The 17,432-nt window shown below is 61.4% G+C and carries 15 protein-coding genes and 1 pseudogene; 11 read left to right on the top strand and 5 right to left on the bottom strand.

The genetic code is table 11. The features are described from left to right. Positions 1 to 209: hypothetical protein (locus BM438_RS45895; protein ID WP_208620712.1), on the top strand; the 209-nt coding region annotated here is incomplete at its 5' end. Between the two features lie 51 nt (positions 210 to 260). On the opposite strand, the gene BM438_RS28360 is transcribed toward BM438_RS45895, so the two are convergent. From BM438_RS28360 to BM438_RS28350, 3 genes and pseudogenes are all read right to left on the bottom strand, one after another. Further along, on the bottom strand, positions 261 to 1,529 hold the full coding sequence (locus BM438_RS28360; RefSeq protein WP_093641132.1) for an SGNH/GDSL hydrolase family protein: 1,269 nt from the start codon (positions 1,527 to 1,529) through the stop codon (positions 261 to 263). Positions 1,530 to 1,891: 362 nt separating this feature from the next. Continuing rightward, positions 1,892 to 2,116, bottom strand: a pseudogene (locus BM438_RS46335) (SGNH/GDSL hydrolase family protein); the annotation flags it as partial. 325 nt (positions 2,117 to 2,441) lie between these two features. Further along, on the bottom strand, positions 2,442 to 4,067 hold the full coding sequence (locus tag BM438_RS28350; protein ID WP_093641129.1) for an NAD(P)/FAD-dependent oxidoreductase: 1,626 nt from the start codon (positions 4,065 to 4,067) through the stop codon (positions 2,442 to 2,444). A gap of 215 nt (positions 4,068 to 4,282) precedes the next feature. Here BM438_RS28350 and paaA point away from each other — a divergent pair, with 215 nt between their 5' ends. The 8 genes from paaA to BM438_RS28310 all read left to right on the top strand — a co-directional run bounded on the left by paaA (position 4,283) and on the right by BM438_RS28310 (position 10,618). Further along, positions 4,283 to 5,281 carry a 1,2-phenylacetyl-CoA epoxidase subunit PaaA gene (gene paaA, locus BM438_RS28345; RefSeq protein ID WP_093641126.1) on the top strand — a complete coding sequence of 333 codons (999 nt, stop codon included), beginning with the start codon at positions 4,283 to 4,285 and terminating at the stop codon, positions 5,279 to 5,281. Between the two features lie 39 nt (positions 5,282 to 5,320). After that, positions 5,321 to 5,605: a 1,2-phenylacetyl-CoA epoxidase subunit PaaB gene (gene paaB, locus BM438_RS28340; protein WP_007179854.1), complete on the top strand. Its 285-nt coding sequence runs from the start codon at positions 5,321 to 5,323 to the stop codon at positions 5,603 to 5,605. A gap of 8 nt (positions 5,606 to 5,613) precedes the next feature. Beyond that, positions 5,614 to 6,417 (top strand): 1,2-phenylacetyl-CoA epoxidase subunit PaaC, encoded by an 804-nt coding sequence (paaC, locus tag BM438_RS28335; RefSeq protein ID WP_093641123.1) that lies wholly within the window; start codon positions 5,614 to 5,616, stop codon positions 6,415 to 6,417. A gap of 67 nt (positions 6,418 to 6,484) precedes the next feature. Further along, the gene (gene paaD, locus BM438_RS28330; protein WP_093641120.1) at positions 6,485 to 7,027 is read left to right on the top strand and encodes a 1,2-phenylacetyl-CoA epoxidase subunit PaaD; all 543 of its coding nucleotides are present in this window, start codon (positions 6,485 to 6,487) and stop codon (positions 7,025 to 7,027) included. 1 nt (position 7,028) lies between these two features. After that, positions 7,029 to 8,117 carry a 1,2-phenylacetyl-CoA epoxidase subunit PaaE gene (gene paaE / locus BM438_RS28325; protein WP_093641118.1) on the top strand — a complete coding sequence of 363 codons (1,089 nt, stop codon included), beginning with the start codon at positions 7,029 to 7,031 and terminating at the stop codon, positions 8,115 to 8,117. 154 nt (positions 8,118 to 8,271) lie between these two features. Continuing rightward, the gene (locus BM438_RS28320; RefSeq protein WP_093641115.1) at positions 8,272 to 9,084 is read left to right on the top strand and encodes a DUF1835 domain-containing protein; all 813 of its coding nucleotides are present in this window, start codon (positions 8,272 to 8,274) and stop codon (positions 9,082 to 9,084) included. A gap of 14 nt (positions 9,085 to 9,098) precedes the next feature. Continuing rightward, positions 9,099 to 9,707 carry a TetR/AcrR family transcriptional regulator gene (locus BM438_RS28315; RefSeq protein WP_093641112.1) on the top strand — a complete coding sequence of 203 codons (609 nt, stop codon included), beginning with the start codon at positions 9,099 to 9,101 and terminating at the stop codon, positions 9,705 to 9,707. Between the two features lie 242 nt (positions 9,708 to 9,949). Further along, positions 9,950 to 10,618 carry a GNAT family N-acetyltransferase gene (locus BM438_RS28310; protein ID WP_093641109.1) on the top strand — a complete coding sequence of 223 codons (669 nt, stop codon included), beginning with the start codon at positions 9,950 to 9,952 and terminating at the stop codon, positions 10,616 to 10,618. A gap of 84 nt (positions 10,619 to 10,702) precedes the next feature. Here the strand turns inward: BM438_RS28310 and BM438_RS28305 are convergent, their stop codons facing one another. Further along, positions 10,703 to 11,200 (bottom strand): Lrp/AsnC family transcriptional regulator, encoded by a 498-nt coding sequence (locus tag BM438_RS28305; protein WP_093641107.1) that lies wholly within the window; start codon positions 11,198 to 11,200, stop codon positions 10,703 to 10,705. A 158-nt stretch (positions 11,201 to 11,358) separates the two neighbouring features. Here BM438_RS28305 and hppD point away from each other — a divergent pair, with 158 nt between their 5' ends. Next, positions 11,359 to 12,456, top strand: coding sequence for a 4-hydroxyphenylpyruvate dioxygenase (hppD, locus tag BM438_RS28300; RefSeq protein ID WP_093641104.1), 1,098 nt, complete (start codon positions 11,359 to 11,361; stop codon positions 12,454 to 12,456). 152 nt (positions 12,457 to 12,608) lie between these two features. On the opposite strand, the gene BM438_RS28295 is transcribed toward hppD, so the two are convergent. Further along, positions 12,609 to 12,815, bottom strand: a complete 207-nt coding sequence (locus BM438_RS28295) for a hypothetical protein (protein ID WP_093641101.1) — start codon at positions 12,813 to 12,815, stop codon at positions 12,609 to 12,611. A 357-nt stretch (positions 12,816 to 13,172) separates the two neighbouring features. On the opposite strand from BM438_RS28295, the gene BM438_RS28290 reads away from it, so the two are divergent. Next, positions 13,173 to 16,772: an indolepyruvate ferredoxin oxidoreductase family protein gene (locus tag BM438_RS28290; protein WP_093641098.1), complete on the top strand. Its 3,600-nt coding sequence runs from the start codon at positions 13,173 to 13,175 to the stop codon at positions 16,770 to 16,772. Positions 16,773 to 17,432: the final 660 nt, after the last annotated feature.

Here is a 17,432-nt window from a genome sequence, read left to right as displayed (position 1 = left end):
TCCGCATTCACTACCGAAGCGCCGCCCACTTCAACCACCCGGCACCGCTTCGTTCTGCGTCGCTGCATCAGCAGCAGAGAAACGAGATTATGAAGGCTCTTTTTCGCTTTGTCAACAACATTTTTCCGCTTTCGCTTAAAACCTTGTTGACGCTACGGCCGCTGGTTTCCGCCGCGGCCCTCGTTCGCAAACGAGGAGGCGAACTATAGGCGAACATCAGTCATGTGACAAGGGTTTGACGAAAATCTTTTTTTGGCGACTCACTTCCGGGTTGAATTCACTACAGCAGCCACCGGAACCGCTTCGGCCATTGCGGTGTACCCAGCGTCGCTGGGATGAATATGGTCACCACTGTCAAAGGCGCGCTGCAGACGACTCGGTTGCGCCGGGTCGCGTAGCGCAGCGTCGAAATCGACAACACCGTCGAAAGCATGGCTGCTTCGAATCCACTGGTTGACCGCCAAGCGGATAGTCTCCCGCGGCGCCGGCAGCGATGCAGGCGTCAAAGTTGCGCCGAACACCTTCACGCCACGATGCCGTGCGTCGGCAATCACTCGCTGGTAGCCGGCGATCAGGTCGGCGGCTGTCACCGAGGTATGGGGAAAGTCGCAGTCGAGGCCGCTACGCGCCGGCATCTCCGCGAAGTTGATGTCATTGATTCCGATCAGCAGAATCGCCGTCTTGACGCCCGGGCGCTCCAGCACGTCCTTGTCGAAACGCCGGACAAGCGCGTCGCCGTAACAGGGCGAGTCGCTCAACAAGCGATTGCCGCTGATGCCAAGATTAACGATCGCCGTCGAGTGGTCGCCAGTGCTGGCGAACCGGCGAGCCAGCGCGTCCGGCCAGCGCCGGTTCTGATTCAGGCTCGAGCGCATACCGTCGGTGATCGAATCACCGATCGCGGCAACAGCGGCCGATGACGGCGCATCCACCGACAAACCCGTCACCCATACGTATTGCGTGAACCGGCCGCGAAACGAGTCAGCGGAAGTATCGGCAGTGTGATTGCCCGGTGCAGAAACGTAATTCAGCTGATTCGAGACCCGATGCCATGCCACGATCCGTTGTTCCGGCCCCATGAACGCACTGATCGCGTAAGGTGCGCCCTCGGCGATGTCGATTGCGACCGGGTCGCTGTCCAACTCTGCGCCCGGCGGTACGCTCACTGAACTCTTGCCGCCGAACGTGACGCGCGCCTCCCCACTGCCCAGCGCTGCCGCGCCGCCAGCCGAGCGCGCAATGCGCAACTCGTCGATGACGAGCGCCGTCTTGCCGTACTCGTTGCTGAGATGGACTCGTGCGGTTTTACCGGACAGCGTCGGATAGACGATCTGGCGCACCGTTCGCCCAGCGACCTCGGGGGCGCGATACAGGGGCGGCAAATCCGACCGTTGCGGAATGGGTTGCAACGCCGTCGCCCATGTGGTGACCCAGTGCGTCGGGGCATCGGCGGCAAAAACAGTCGGGGAAACGGCGAATTGGCAAAGCAGCGCCGCGCTACATGCGGCAGCCAGAGTGCGAATGGTCATTCGGGTGGTCAGTTCGAGGCGAAACGTGTATTGTGCCCGATCGCCATCGCTGTCGCGGCGGACCGCGCGACCGCCATCGTGCGATCACCCGCGCCTGGTCGCAGGGCCGCGGCGCCGAATGTACCGCGAGCGGCGGTATGGGTATTTGGCGAACCGCGCACAACCGTACGTATTCAGCTCGCCCTGCACTAGAGAGCCCTCAGCGGGACTCACGGCGCGATTTCCACGAGACAGTCATTCCGCATGACGATGCATAGCGCTCCGCCCACATGAACCCGCCACCGCCTCAGCCATTCGGCACTCGCACAGACAGACCCATCACTCATCAAGCCGCCGCCGACACCCCAACCATCTCCAACGCAAGCGCTTCGGCCACTTCGATAGACGATCTGGCGCACCGTTCGCCCAGCGACCTCGGGGGCGCGATACAGGGGCGGCAAATCCGACCGTTGCGGAATGGGTTGCAACGCCGTCGCCCATGTGGTGACCCAGTGCGTCGGGGCATCGGCGGCAAAAACAGTCGGGGAAACGGCGAATTGGCAAAGCAGCGCCGCGCTACATGCGGCAGCCAGAGTGCGAATGGTCATTCGGGTGGTCAGTTCGAGGCGAAACGTGTATTGTGCCCGATCGCCATCGCTGTCGCGGCGGACCGCGCGACCGCCATCGTGCGATCACCCGCGCCTGGTCGCAGGGCCGCGGCGCCGAATGTACCGCGAGCGGCGGTATGGGTATTTGGCGAACCGCGCACAACCGTACGTATTCAGCTCGCCCTGCACTAGAGAGCCCTCAGCGGGACTCACGGCGCGATTTCCACGAGACAGTCATTCCGCATGACGATGCATAGCGCTCCGCCCACATGAACCCGCCACCGCCTCAGCCATTCGGCACTCGCACAGACAGACCCATCACTCATCAAGCCGCCGCCGACACCCCAACCATCTCCAACGCAAGCGCTTCGGCCACTTCGATCCCGTCGATGGCGGCCGAGTAGATCCCGCCGGCATACCCCGCGCCCTCACCGGCCGGATACAAGCCCTCGACATTCATGCTCTGATAGTCATCCCGGCGCCGCACGCGAATCGGCGACGACGTTCTCGTCTCAACACCCGTCAACACCGCGTCGTGCATGGCAAAACCAGCAATCTTCTTATCCATCTGCGGCAACGCTTCGCGGATCGCTTCGATCACGTAATCCGGCAGCGCCGTGCTGAGATCCGTGGGATGCACGCCCGGTTTATAGGACGGCACCACCGAACCCAGCGAAGTAGACGGCCGCCCGGCAATAAAGTCGCCGACCAGCTGGCCCGGCGCCATATAGTTGCCGCCGCCCAGCTCGAACGCCCGCTCTTCCCATTTGCGCTGGAACGCAATGCCGGCGAGCGGGCCGCCCGGATAGTCCTCCGGCGTGATGCCGACGACAATCCCGGCGTTGGCATTGCGCTCGGCCCGTGAGTACTGGCTCATGCCGTTGGTCACCACGCGGCCCGGCTCCGAGGTCGCCGCGACCACCGTGCCGCCAGGACACATACAGAAGCTATAAACCGCGCGCCCATTGCTGCAGTGGTGCACAACCTTATAGTCGGCGGCGCCCAGTTGCTTGTGGCCCGCGAACTTGCCGAAACGGCTGCGATCGATCAAGCCTTGCGGATGTTCGATCCGAAAACCGAGCGAAAACGGCTTCGCCTCAATATAGACGCCGCGGTCGCTCAACATCTGGAAGGTATCGCGCGCGCTATGGCCGACCGCCAGCACCACGTGGTCGCAGCGCAAATGCTCGCCCGTCGACAGCTTGAGCCCGCGCACCTTGCCTTGCTCGATTTCGATATCCTCGACCCGCGTCTCGAAGCGCACCTCGCCGCCCAGCTCGTGAATGGTCGCGCGCATCTTTTCGACCATGCTGACGAGGCGGAACGTGCCGATATGGGGCCGGCTCAGATAGAGAATGTCTTCCGGCGCACCCGCGCGGACGAATTCATCGAGCACCTTGCGGCCGTAGTGCTTCGGATCCTTGATCTGGCTGTAAAGCTTGCCGTCCGAGAACGTACCCGCGCCGCCTTCACCGAACTGCACATTCGATTCAGGATTGAGCACCGACTTGCGCCACAACCCGAAAGTATCCTTGGTGCGCTCGCGCACGGCCTTGCCGCGCTCGAGAATGATCGGACGAAAACCCATCTGGGCGAGGATCAGCCCCGCAAACAGGCCGCACGGCCCCATGCCGATCACAACCGGGCGCGGGGAAGTCATCTGCGCCGGCGCTTTGGCGACAAAACGGTACGTCATGTCCGGCGTCACAGCGCAGTGAGGTACGTCGGCGAGCCGCTTAAGCGCGGCCGCTTCATCCTTCACCTCGACGTCGACGATGTAGGTGAGCTTGATGTCGGTGCGCTTGCGGGCGTCGTGCGCGCGGCGGAACACGGTGTACCGGATGAGCCCGTCCTCGCCCACGCCGAGTTCAGCGAGGCGCGCGCGGACGGCGGCTTCGAGAACGCTTTCGGGGTGATCGAGCGGGAGTTTAATTTCGCTTAGACGTAACATGAGTACCGGGGGATGCATGAAGGCCGCAAATCGCGGCCAATTCGCAATTTTATAGGTTATGTGTCGGCGCGGGGCGGCGACGCTCGCGAAACACCCGGCGACGAACCCAAGGTATCCCTATCGAAAAGAGCCATTCTTCTCAAAAAATTTATTAACCGACCGGTCGGTTGGTTTATACTGCGCACACACAGACAACTTCCGCTGAGAGCGTCCCCATGTACACGCAATCCCTGGATATCCCCGGCAATGTCGCCCCACTCGACGCGGCAGCGAGTTCGCCCGAGCAGTCGCAATTCGACGCGGTCATGGCCGCCGACGGCAAGATCGAAGCGCAGGACTGGATGCCTGAGGCCTACCGCAAGACCCTGGTCCGGCAAATCTCGCAGCACGCGCATTCTGAAATCGTCGGCATGCTGCCGGAAGGCAACTGGATCTCCCGCGCGCCCAGCCTGAAGCGCAAGGCGATCCTGCTGGCCAAAGTGCAGGACGAAGCCGGCCACGGCCTCTATCTATATAGCGCGGCCGAAACGCTCGGTGTGTCGCGCGATCAGCTGATCGCCGCATTGCACTCGGGCAAAGCCAAATATTCGAGCATCTTCAACTACCCGACGCCTACGTGGGCGGACGTCGGCGTGATCGGCTGGCTGGTGGACGGCGCGGCGATCATGAATCAGATTCCGCTGTGCCGCTGCACTTACGGCCCTTATGCCCGCGCGATGATCCGCATCTGCAAGGAAGAGTCGTTCCATCAGCGCCAGGGCTTCGACGCGCTGATGTCGATGATGAGCGGCACCGAAGCGCAACGCGAGTTGGTCCAGCAAGCCGTGAACCGCTGGTGGTGGCCGGTGCTGATGATGTTCGGACCGAGCGACAAAGACTCGATCCACAGCAACCAGTCGTCGAAATGGGGCATCAAGCGCGTCTCGAACGACGATCTGCGCCAGAAATTCGTCGACGCCACCGTCGACCAGGCCAAGGTCCTCGGCGTCACGCTGCCGGACCCGGACCTGAAGTGGAACGAAGCGCGCGGCCAGCACGACTACGGCGACATCGACTGGGAAGAATTCTGGCGCGTCGTGAATGGCGACGGCCCGTGCAACCGCGAACGTCTCGCGACCCGCGTGAAAGCACACGACGATGGCGCCTGGGTACGCGAAGCAGCCCTCGCCCACGCCGAAAAGCAGCGCCAGCGCGCACAACAGCAGGCTGCCTAAGGGCGGCGACAAGCAAGACAAAGTATCAGGAGATCAGCGATGAACAAGGAATGGCCGATTTGGGAAGTCTTCGTGCGCAGCAAGCAGGGACTCGACCACAAACACTGCGGCAGCCTGCATGCCGCCGACGCGCCGATGGCGCTGCGTATGGCGCGCGACGTCTACACGCGCCGCCAGGAAGGCGTGAGTATCTGGGTGGTGCCGTCGTCGGCGATCACGGCGTCTGCGCCGGAAGACAAGGCTGAGCTGTTCGAACCGGCTGGCGACAAGATTTACCGCCACCCGACGTTCTACACGCTCCCCGACGAAGTCAACCACATGTAAGCGCGGCCATGACCATCACGCCCCAACATCTGCAGTACGTGCTGCGCCTCGCGGACACCGCGCTGATCCTCGGTCAGCGCAATGCCGAGTGGTGCGGTCACGGCCCGATCCTCGAAGAGGACATCGCTCTGTCGAACATGAGTCTGGATCTGATCGGCCAGGCGCGCCTGCTGTACACGCACGCCGCCTCGCTGGAACAGCAGCTCACAGGCAAAAGCCGCACGGAAGACGACTACGCATACTTCCGCGCGGAACGTGAGTTCGCCAACTACACGCTGGCCGAGTTGCCACATTACGGTCCGCTCGCTGGCACCGCGCAAGCCGAGAAGGACTATGCGGTTACGATCGTGCGCAATTTCCTGTATTCGACGCTGATGGCGCATCTGTGGACTGCCCTCACTACGTCGAAGGATGAACAGCTTGCCGCGATCGCCTCGAAGTCGATCAAGGAAACCAGCTATCACGTGCACCACGCGAGCGAATGGCTGATTCGTTTTGGCGACGGCACGGACGAATCGCATCGTCGCGCGCAGGCCGCGCTGGACTATCTGCTGCCGTACACACGCGAGTTTTTCAGCGCCGACGCAGTGGAAGAAACCATCACCGCCGCCGGCATCGGGCCGCTGACGTCGGATCTCGAGGCAGCATGGCTCGAAGACGTCCAGACCACGCTCGACCAGGCCACGCTCAAGCTCCCCGAAGCGGTCAAGCACATCACGGCCGGCAAGCATGGCGAGCACTCGGAGCACATGGGCTTCGTGCTGGCCGAAATGCAAAGCCTCGCGCGCCAGCATCCCGGCGCCACCTGGTAAGCACGCACCTGAACACGCACCTGAGCACGCACCCGAGCGCTCAACCGGAACCCAACGGAACTTTACGATGACGACCTCGACTGCCATGCCCACCGCCGACGCCACGCTCGAGCGCGCATGGGCCGTGCTCGAAACGGTGCCTGATCCGGAAATTCCGGTGGTATCGATTCGTGAACTCGGCATTCTGCGCGACGTGCGCCGCGCCGCCGACGGCACGCTCGAAGTCGTGATCACGCCGACCTATTCCGGTTGCCCGGCGATGTCGCAGATCGCCGAAGACGTCGCCCATGCGCTCGATGTGGCTGAACTGAAGCCGTATCGGATCGCCACTGTGCTGGCGCCAGCCTGGACCACCGACTGGATCACTGCGGAAGCGCGCGAGAAATTGCGCGCCTATGGCATCGCGCCGCCCACGGGCAATTGCGGTTCAGCCGCGCCGCCGCAGGAAAAAGTGCTGCGCTTCATGCCGCGCGCGCTGCCGGCGCCGTCCTGCCCCCGTTGCGGGTCAGCGCACACCGAGCGTCTCGCGCAATTCGGCTCGACGGCCTGCAAGGCCCTGTACCGCTGCATCGACTGCCGCGAACCCTTCGACTACTTCAAACCATACTGATATGGCTACCCCGCAATTTCATCCGCTGCGTATCCGCGAAGTGCGGCCCGAAACCGCCGACGCGGTCTCGGTCGCCTTCGACGTCCCTGTCGAACTGCGCGACCACTATCGCTTCACGCAAGGCCAGTTCGTCACGCTGAAAACGCACATCGACGGTGAGGAAACGCGCCGTTCGTACTCGATCTGCGTCGGCGTCACCGATTACGACCGCGACGGCGAACTGCGCATTGGCATCAAGCGCGTGCGCGGCGGGCGTTTCTCGAACTTCGCATTCGACACGCTGCAACCCGGCCACACCATCGACGTGATGACGCCGGACGGCCGCTTCTTCACGCATCTCAATGCCGACCAGGGCCAGCAGTACATCGCATTCTCCGGCGGCTCGGGCATCACGCCGGTGCTCGCGATCATCAAGACCACGCTGGAAGTCGAGCCGCGCAGCACCTTCACGCTGGTGTACGGCAACCGCAGCGTCGATCAGATCATGTTCGCGGAAGAGCTCGAGGATCTGAAGAACCGCTTCATGAACCGCTTCGTGCTCTATCACGTGCTGTCGGACGACTTGCAGGACGTTGAGCTGTTCAACGGCGTACTCGACCAGGAGAAGTGCGCCGCCTTCATCGACAACCTGCTGCCGGCCGATGCCATCGACGAAGCCTTCATCTGTGGCCCCGGCCCGATGATGGATGCGGCCGAGGCCGCGTTGAAAGCCGCGGGCGTGCCTTCGGAGAAAGTGCATGTGGAGCGCTTCGGTTCGCCGCTGCCGCAAGCGGGCGTGCCGCCCGTCGAAATCACCGACGACACCCCGGCCGCCGACCTCGAAATCGTCCTCGACGGGAAAAGGCGCAAGCTGCGCCTGCCGTATCAGGGCGTGAGCGTGCTCGACGTCGGCTTGCGTGCCGGCCTCGCGCTGCCGTATGCGTGCAAGGGCGGCGTCTGCTGCACCTGCCGCGCAAAGGTGCTCGAGGGCGAGGTCAAGATGGAAAAGAACTACACCCTGGAAGAACACGAAATCCGCGACGGTTTCGTGCTGACCTGCCAATGCCATCCGATCAGCGATCGCGTGGTGGTGAGTTACGACGAGCGTTGAGTCGAGCGCGGCGGGTGGCCATGCGGCGCCCGCAACGCTTTCAGCAGGTCCGCGATGCGCTTACACTAGGGGCCGCTCGCGATCGGACATCTGTCCCGATCGATGAGCGGCCCCTTTCGTCATTTGCGTTTTTTGCCAGCCCAAGCCACTGCCGATGAGCACCATCCACCTCACCAACGGCGATGTCGCCGCCGAATCACTGCGCGCCGCGCTAGCCGAGGCGAACCGCGACGATCGCGTGCACGCACTGCGCGACGATCTGGCGGTCGGTCCATTGCGCGGCATCGACGACGGCCCCGACGTGCGAGCCGAGTTCTGGGACCGTGTCAGCGCGGACACGAGGCGCAATTTTCTTCGCGAATTCCGCGAGCAGGCGTCAGCGCTGGAGAACATCGCGCGGGGCGACGCGAATCTGGTGGTCTGGCACGGCGAAAGCGCAGCCGATCAGTTGATGCTGCGCCGCGTGTGCTATCACCTGCGCAACAGCCCGCAACGGCTGAACGAAGTGCGCCTGTCGATTCGCGACCTAACCGATCCGGGCGCCTGGGCGCACAGCCGCAAAGATCGCGCGACGTCCGTCGGCATGTTCGCGCCGACTGTCCTGCAAGGGCGTCTGGACGACGCAGCGCCGATTTCGGTTCTGCGCATCAGCCGGCTCGCACTCGAATGGCAGGAAGCCAAGCACGCGAACGGCGAAACGCGCCGCTGGCGCGACAACACGTTCACGAGCGGCAACTTCGCCGACCTGGACGCGCTGATTCTCGAGCACGCCACGGGCGACTGGCAGCCCGCCGCGCGCGTTGCCGCGGAACTGATGACCGCTGAACTCTTTTATCTGGTGAGCGACAGCATCGTGCTGTGGCGCTTCCGCGAACTGGCCGTAACCCGTCGCATCAAGCTGCGTGGCGACGCAAGCGCATGGCGCACGCTGGAGCTGTCTGCGGCGCTTGCCCCCTGTCCACACTAATAAAATAGACGACCATGGCCCGCACCCGAGCCCCCGACCACGAAACCCAACGCGACCAGATTCTCGAACTCGCAGCGGAGAAATTCGCCCAGACCAGCTACCCGAGCACCTCGATGGCCGATCTCGCGGCCGCGAGCGGTACCTCGAAAGCGCGCCTGTACCACTATTACGCGAGCAAGGAAGCGATCCTGTTCGATCTGCTGGACCGCTACACGAAGCGGCTGATGCTGATCATCGCGGAGGTGGAAGGCGCGAGCCAACGCCGCGGGCTGTCCGAGCGGGACACGTTCGCCGAGCTGATCCGGGCGTTTCTCTCCGAGTACGAGACGTCGCACAGCCGGCATGTCGCGCTCCTGAACGACGTGAAGTATCTGGTCGATACCCAGCGCGAAGTCATCCTGAACCGCCAGCGCGATGTTGTCGCGGCATTTGCGCGGCAACTGGCGCGCGCCTATCCGGAACGCGCCACTCGCGAAAACCAGACCGCGCTAACGATGATGGTGTTCGGCATGATCAACTGGACGTTCACCTGGCTCAAGCCGGACGGCCGGATGGGTTACCGGGAATTCGCCGAGCAGGTGGTCGATATGGTGGATCACGGACTAAGTTCTGCCCAAGGCTGATTGCGCACGGCAGCATTGCTCAGAGGAAATAATTGCCACGAGTTGTCTAGGCGCGACAACTTGTCACGAACGCTCGTTCAATTTATTTTTCTTTAATAATCAATGCATTAAAAATAGGGCGCTAACTTTCTAGACACTGCCCTCAGTTTTTGATACGGGTTTTCCCTAGTGCGGAATCGGCATATCCGCTAAAATCGTTTTTGCGGTGCACCATGCCGCTCGATTAAAAGGAGAACCCGACCATGAACATGATTACACCCCGCGCCGCTGAGCCGATCGTTGCACACGATCGTCCATTGCAGCCAGGCGGTCGTGCGCCTGCTCTGGTCCGTGAGCTCACCGCCATCGATCGCGAACGACTGCTGACCCACTTCCTCGCGCTCGGCGAAGACGACCGCCTTCTGCGCTTCGGCCAGGTCGTACCGAACCACGTCATTGAAAACTACGTCCGCGCGATCGATTTCACGCGCGACACGGTCTTCGGCGTGTTCGACAGTCAGTTGCAGCTCACCGGCGTCGGCCATCTGGCGTATCTGCCGGCCGAAGGCGACAAGCGCACCGCTGAATTCGGCGTGTCGGTGCTGGAAAGCGTCCGCGGGCAAGGTATTGGCTCGAAGCTCTTCGAGCGCGCCGCCATCCGCAGCCGCAATACGCACGTCACCACGCTTTACATGCATTGCCTGTCGCGCAATTCGACCATGATGCACATCGCGAAGAAGGCCGGCATGAAGATCGAATACGCGTACGGCGAGGCAGATGCCTATCTGACGCTGTCGCCGGCGGATCAGACGAGCATCATCGCCGAAATGCTGCAGGAGCAAGCCGCCGTGTTCGACTACGCACTCAAGCGCCAGGCACGTCAGGCGTCGAAGTTGTTCGAGTCGTTTATGCCGGCAGCAGAGGCCGCTTAACCGGTTTGCGCTTGGGCGAAGAACAAAAAGGGCGGCCTTCTGGCCGCCCTTTTTGTTTGTTCGTCGACTGACCACGGTCGGCCCTCACAAAATCGGCAGTGCCGTCGTCTCCTTGAACTTCTCGAGCGAAAAGCTCGTCTTCACGTCGATGACAGAGGGATGGTGCAGCAACTGGTCCTGCACGAAGCGTGAAAAGTGCGCCATATCCTCTACCTGCACTCTCAGCAGGTAATCCATGTCGCCCGTCATCGCGTGACATGCGACCACCTCCGGCCACGTCTGCACTGCCGCGCGAAACAGATCGGCATGCGTAGTGTCGCCACGCGGACTGAGCCCCGGACCGCTGCGCTTTTCCAGCCGCACGTTGACGTAGGCGAGCAGATCAAGCCCAAGCTTTTGCGCATCGAGCAACGCGACATAGCCGCGAATCACCCCGCTCTCTTCCAGTCGACGGATACGCCGTAGACACGGGCTCGGCGACAGGTTGATGCGCTCCGCGATCTCCTGATTCGACAGCCGGCCATTCGCCTGAAGGATCGCCAGAATGCGCCTGTCGATGGCGTCTATCTCTATTTTGGCCATTTTCTGCCGTCCGTTTTAAAAATTGAGCTAGAAAATAGCTCAAGCGTATCGGCACACGATTAAGTTCGCAAGTTTTCATCGCCAGCCGGCCTTTACACTTGCCTCATTCAGTCGCGCTAACTCGCACACCCCGCGCCGGCGCTCAATGGAGACAGACAATGCAGGTTTCAACTTGGGAAAACCCAGTCGGCACGGACGGCTTCGAATTCATCGAATACACCGCACCGGATCCGAAGGCGCTCGGCAAGCTGTTCGAACAGATGGGCTTCACCGCCGTCGCCCGGCATCGTCACAAAGACGTGACGCTGTATCGCCAGGGTGAAATCAACTTCATCGTTAACGGGGAACAAGATTCGTTCGCGCAACGCTTCACGCGCCTGCATGGCCCGTCGATCTGCGCCATCGCGTTCCGTGTGCAGGACGCGGCGAAGGCTTACCAGCAGGCTCTGGAAAAAGGCGCCTGGGGCTTCGACAACAAGACCGGCCCGATGGAACTGAACATCCCGGCAATCAAGGGCATCGGCGACTCGCTGATCTATTTTGTCGACCGCTGGCGCGGCAAGAACGGTGCTGAGCCGAGCACGATCGGCAACATCGATATTTACGACGTCGACTTCGAACCGATTCCGGGCGCGAATCCAAACCCTGTCGGCCACGGTCTGACCTACATCGACCACCTGACGCACAACGTCCATCGCGGCCGCATGCAGGAATGGGCGGAGTTCTATGAGCGTCTGTTTAATTTCCGGGAAGTGCGTTACTTCGACATCGAAGGCAAAGTGACCGGCGTGAAATCGAAGGCAATGACCTCGCCGTGCGGCAAAATCCGCATTCCGATCAATGAGGAAGGCTCAGACGTAGCCGGTCAGATCCAGGAGTATCTGGACCAGTACCACGGCGAAGGCATCCAGCACATCGCGCTGGGCAGCAACGACATCTACCGCACGGTGGACGGTTTGCGCGCGGCGAACATCTCGTTGCTCGATACGATCGACACGTACTATGAACTCGTTGATCGCCGCGTGCCGAACCACGGCGAGCCGCTCGACGAATTGCGCAAGCGCAAGATCCTGATCGACGGCGCACCCGACGATTTGCTGCTGCAGATCTTCACCGAAAACCAGATCGGGCCGATCTTCTTCGAGATCATCCAGCGCAAGGGCAATCAGGGATTCGGCGAGGGCAACTTCAAGGCTCTGTTCGAATCGATCGAGCTGGATCAGATTCGCCGTGGCGTGGTCCAGGACAAGGCCTAACGACTAGCGGCCAACGGCTAGCGGTCCACGCGGAATCTGGGAGACATAAAAAAGGGCGAAGATCTTGCGATCCTCGCCCTTCGTCGTTTATGCCGCGGTCCGAAGCCCAGACGACGGCCAATTTTCAACCGATACGCCGCTTCAGCGATGCATCACGAATTCTGGTCTTCCTCGTCGGCCTTTGTGGATCGTGCAATGCGCTCCACCGCAATGCGTGCCGGCGCGACCTGCGCCGTGCTGGTGATCGCGTTCGACAGCGTCCCTGCGCTGTTCGAGCCTGTACTCGAGCGCACCGGCGCGCTCATGGCGAAGAATGCGGCCGAAACCATCAGGAAGGTCTGGATGTTTCTAGTGTTCATGCGTACTCCTTTTCTAACTGCCCTGCTGTCCTGAAGCTCCACCGAATGCGGAGCGTTGCGCAGACATTGCTCGCAGGTGGGGTGTTAGACAGACATTTCAACTGCGGTTCCCCACATTTGTAGTTTTTACAGCTTGTTACAGGGGGATTGCACTGCGGTAAGTCACCCGACGCGTTCAGCGCAAGTCCCGCGCTGCGATGTCGTGATGTCGTATTTCTGGCGCGCTGCGGCGGGTTTTCACCAGTGCTACCATCACTTAAAACACGTCAATATGGCGACCCCGGCCCCAAGCGTTCACAAGATGCCGCGGCCAAAAAAAGTTTTGGTGATCCCAAACTGGTTGGAGGAGTACACATAATGAATGCCCCGCTAGACGCAGGTCAGCGAGCCTCGCTCGAAGCCGCGCTATCTTCCGTCACGCTCGACGACAAATACACCCTCGAACGCGGCCGCGCGTACATGAGCGGCATCCAGGCGCTGGTTCGTCTGCCGATGCTGCAGCAGGAACGCGACCGGGCGGCCGGGCTCAATACCGCCGGCTTCATCTCCGGTTACCGCGGATCGCCACTCGGCGGACTCGACCAATCCTTGTGGAAAGCGAAGCAGCATCTCGCCGCGCACCAAGTCGTGTTCCAGCCCGGCGTCAACGAAGACCTCGCGGCGACCTCCGTGTGGGGTTCACAGCAGGTCAATCTGTACCCGAGCGCCAAGTACGATGGCGTGTTCTCGATGTGGTACGGCAAAGGCCCGGGCGTCGACCGTTCCGGTGACGTCTTCAAGCACGGCAATTCGGCCGGCTCGGCGCAACACGGCGGCGTTCTCGTGCTCGCCGGCGACGACCACGCCGCCAAGTCCTCGACACTCGCACACCAGTCGGAACACATCTTCAAGGCATGCGGCCTGCCGGTGCTGTTTCCATCGAACGTGCAGGAATATCTGGATTTCGGCTTGCACGGCTGGGCGATGAGCCGCTACTCCGGCCTGTGGGTCGCGATGAAATGCGTGACCGACGTGGTCGAATCGTCGGCTTCGGTCGATATCGATCCGCACCGCACGAAAATCATTCTGCCGGACGACTTCGCCATGCCCGAAGGCGGCCTGAACATCCGCTGGCCAGATCCGCCGCTGGTGCAGGAAGCGCGTCTACTCGACTACAAGTGGTACGCGGCGCTCGCCTACGTGCGCGCGAACAAACTGGACCGCGTCGAAATCGACTCGCCGCACGCGCGATTCGGCATCATGACCGGCGGCAAGGCATACCTCGACGTGCGTCAGGCGCTGACCGATCTCGGTCTCGACGACGAAACCTGCTCGCGCATCGGTATCCGTCTGTACAAGGTCGGCTGTGTATGGCCGCTCGAGGCGCAAGGTGCGCAAGCCTTCGCACGTGGTCTCGATGAAATCCTGGTGGTGGAAGAAAAGCGCCAGATTCTCGAATACGCGATCAAGGAAGAACTGTACAACTGGCCCGATGCACAGCGTCCGCGCGTGTTCGGCAAGTTCGACGAAAAGGACGGCGCGGGTGGCGAATGGTCCGTGCCGATGGGCAACTGGCTGCTGCCGGCGCACTACGAACTCTCGCCGGCGATCATCGCCAAGGCGATCGCCACGCGGCTCGACAAGTTCGATCTGCCGTCCGACGTGCGTGCGCGCATTGCGGCACGCATCGCGGTCATCGAAGCAAAGGAAAAAGCGCTGGCGCGTCCGCGCGTCGAAGCCGAGCGCAAGCCGTGGTTCTGTTCCGGCTGCCCGCACAACACATCGACGAACGTGCCGGAAGGTTCGCGTGCGATGGCCGGTATCGGCTGCCACTACATGACCGTGTGGATGGACCGCAGCACCAGCACCTTCAGCCAGATGGGCGGCGAAGGCGTCGCGTGGATCGGCCAGGCGCCGTTCACCAACGATAAGCACGTGTTCGCCAACCTCGGGGACGGCACCTACTTCCACTCGGGTCTGCTCGCGATTCGCGCGGCGATCGCCTCGAAGGCGAACATCACCTACAAGATTCTCTATAACGACGCGGTCGCGATGACGGGCGGCCAACCGGTCGACGGCGTGCTGACCGTGCCGCAGATTACGCATCAACTCGCCGCCGAAGGCGCGACGAAGATCGTGATCGTCACCGATGAACCGGAGAAGTACAACGCGAACGTCGGTCTCGCCCCCGGCATCGACATTCACCATCGCGACAAACTCGATGAAGTTCAGCGTCAGCTTCGCGAGATTTCCGGCACCACGATCCTGATCTACGACCAGACCTGCGCGACTGAGAAACGCCGCCGCAGGAAACGCGGCACATATCCGGATCCGGCGCGCCGTGTCGTGATCAACGAAGCGGTGTGCGAAGGCTGCGGCGATTGCTCGGTGAAGTCGAATTGCTTGTCGGTCGAGTCGCTCGATACCGAGTACGGCACCAAGCGCCAGATCAATCAGTCGACCTGCAACAAGGACTTCTCGTGCGTGAACGGGTTCTGTCCGAGCTTCGTATCCGTCGAAGGGGGTCAGTTGCGCAAGCCGAAGGCGGCTTCTGGCATTGTCGGCGACGCGATGCCGCCGGTGCCGGAACCCGAACTACCGTCGATCGCGCGCCCTTATGGGGTGCTGGTAACGGGCGTCGGCGGCACGGGTGTCGTAACGATCGGTGCCTTGCTCGGCATGGCGGCGCATCTGGAAAACAAGGGCGTCACGGTACTCGACGTCACCGGCCTCGCGCAAAAGGGCGGCGCCGTGATGAGCCACGTGCAGATTGCCCAGAACCCGGGCGATATTCACGCGACCCGCATCGCAATGGGCGAAGCCAGTCTCGTGATCGGCTGCGACGCGATCGTGACCGCCAGCGACGAATGCGTTTCGCGGATGCAGGTGGGCCGCACCCGCGTCGTGCTCAATAGCGCGCACACGCCGACGGCTGAGCTGATCAAGAACCCGAACTGGCGCTTCCCCGGCAGCAGCACCGAAGCGGACGTGCGTGCCGGTGCGGGCGACGACGGTGTCGATATGGTCGACGCGAATCACTTCGCCGTCGCCCTGCTCGGCGATGCGATCTACACGAATCCGTTCGTGCTCGGCTACGCATGGCAACGCGGCTGGGTGCCGCTGACGTATCAATCGCTGATGCGCGCAATCGAGCTGAACAACGTGCAGATCGAGAAGAATCGTGCGGCATTCGAATGGGGCCGTCGTGCCGCGCACGATCTGGCTTCGGTGCGCACGCTCGCGCACTCGCAAGGGCGCGGTGCCGCGGCGGAAACGACGAGCAGCAAGATCATCTCGCTGCACACACCGAAGGCGCTCGACACGCTGATCGACAAGCGCGCTGACTATCTTGCCGCGTATCAGGACGCCGCTTATGCGGACCGTTATCGTGCATTGGTGTCGCAAGTGCGCGTGGCGGAATCGGCACTCGATTCGATCGATGGCCAGTTACCGTTGACCGAAGCAGTCGCGAAGAATCTGCACAAGCTGATGGCCTACAAGGACGAGTACGAAGTCGCACGGCTCTACAGCGACCCCGCGTTCATCGAAAAACTGAAGGCGAATTTCGAAGGCGACTGGAAGCTGCACATTCACCTCGCGCCGCCGACGTTCTCGAAGAAAGACGCACAAGGCCATCTGGTGAAGAAGAAGTACGGACCGTGGGTGTTCAGCGCCATGCACGTACTCGCAAAACTCAAGTTCCTGCGTGGGACGGCGCTCGACGTATTCGGCAAGACGGAAGAGCGTCGCACTGAGCGTGCGCTGATCGTTGAGTATGAAGCACTGGTACGCGAGCTGATCAGCGGCCTGACCGTGCAGAAGCGTGAACTAGCCGTCGAACTGGCGAATCTACCGGACGGCATCCGCGGTTACGGGCACGTGAAGGAAAACAATCTGAAGGGTGTGCGGGTCAAATGGAACGACTTGCTGACGCGCTGGCGTTCGCCGGAAACGGGGAAATCGCAGCACGCAGCGTGATCTTGCCGGCTTGACTGGCTGACATTGGCCCGCAATGGAAAAGGCGGCTGTCCTCGCGGACAGTCGCCTTTTTTTGCCTGTTTCGACACATGATGCGTGTGTACAAGAACAAGCGGTACTGCTCCTTCCAACAACACAACAACAACCAACCAAAAACAAACAACTACCAGACAGCTACTACAACTACGAAATCTTGCTGCAACTACCCACTGCTACTTCAACTACCAACTACCAACTACCAACTACCAACTACCAACTACCAACTACCAACTACCAACTGCTACTGCTACTGCTACCAACTACAACACACACTTACTACCAGTACTGCAACCCATTGGTACTACTGTCTTCACCATCAGAACTACTGTTACCGCCACTACAAACTTCTCAACACAAGAGGAAGCGCAACGTCAGACTCGATGCAAAGGATTGACCTGCCGACTGTTCCGTTGCCACCGCGTAGTGCCGCGCCTCAGAAGTAACTTTACAAAAGTGTCACAGCGAATCGAATCGGAGCATTCTTAAAATCCACTTAGATGCCTAAGAACTTCTCAGACCAACGGCCATCAGCATAAAAACGCACACATAAAAAAACGCCACGGAATCAACTTCCGTGGCGTTCTCACAGGCTTACCGCAAATGCCGCAATCCACGCGGCGC

This window comes from Paraburkholderia aspalathi (genome assembly GCF_900116445.1).
Classification (GTDB): domain Bacteria; phylum Pseudomonadota; class Gammaproteobacteria; order Burkholderiales; family Burkholderiaceae; genus Paraburkholderia; species Paraburkholderia aspalathi.
The sequence above is the reverse complement of the archived record's forward strand: the minus strand, read 5'-3'. Positions and strand labels throughout refer to the sequence as shown.

Bases quoted from the DNA above. Each gene is read 5' to 3' on its own strand.
- BM438_RS28320 (WP_093641115.1), top strand. From the start codon at position 8,272: ATGAGCACCATCCACCTCACCAACGGCGATGTCGCCGCCGAATCACTG.
- paaE (WP_093641118.1), top strand. From the start codon at position 7,029: ATGGCTACCCCGCAATTTCATCCGCTGCGTATCCGCGAAGTGCGGCCC.
- BM438_RS28360 (WP_093641132.1), bottom strand. From the start codon at position 1,529: ATGACCATTCGCACTCTGGCTGCCGCATGTAGCGCGGCGCTGCTTTGC.
- paaA (WP_093641126.1), top strand. From the start codon at position 4,283: ATGTACACGCAATCCCTGGATATCCCCGGCAATGTCGCCCCACTCGAC.
- paaD (WP_093641120.1), top strand. From the start codon at position 6,485: ATGACGACCTCGACTGCCATGCCCACCGCCGACGCCACGCTCGAGCGC.
- BM438_RS28295 (WP_093641101.1), bottom strand. From the start codon at position 12,815: ATGAACACTAGAAACATCCAGACCTTCCTGATGGTTTCGGCCGCATTC.
- hppD (WP_093641104.1), top strand. From the start codon at position 11,359: ATGCAGGTTTCAACTTGGGAAAACCCAGTCGGCACGGACGGCTTCGAA.
- BM438_RS28350 (WP_093641129.1), bottom strand. From the start codon at position 4,067: ATGTTACGTCTAAGCGAAATTAAACTCCCGCTCGATCACCCCGAAAGC.
- BM438_RS28305 (WP_093641107.1), bottom strand. From the start codon at position 11,200: ATGGCCAAAATAGAGATAGACGCCATCGACAGGCGCATTCTGGCGATC.
- BM438_RS28315 (WP_093641112.1), top strand. From the start codon at position 9,099: ATGGCCCGCACCCGAGCCCCCGACCACGAAACCCAACGCGACCAGATT.
- paaC (WP_093641123.1), top strand. From the start codon at position 5,614: ATGACCATCACGCCCCAACATCTGCAGTACGTGCTGCGCCTCGCGGAC.
- BM438_RS28310 (WP_093641109.1), top strand. From the start codon at position 9,950: ATGAACATGATTACACCCCGCGCCGCTGAGCCGATCGTTGCACACGAT.
- paaB (WP_007179854.1), top strand. From the start codon at position 5,321: ATGAACAAGGAATGGCCGATTTGGGAAGTCTTCGTGCGCAGCAAGCAG.
- BM438_RS28290 (WP_093641098.1), top strand. From the start codon at position 13,173: ATGAATGCCCCGCTAGACGCAGGTCAGCGAGCCTCGCTCGAAGCCGCG.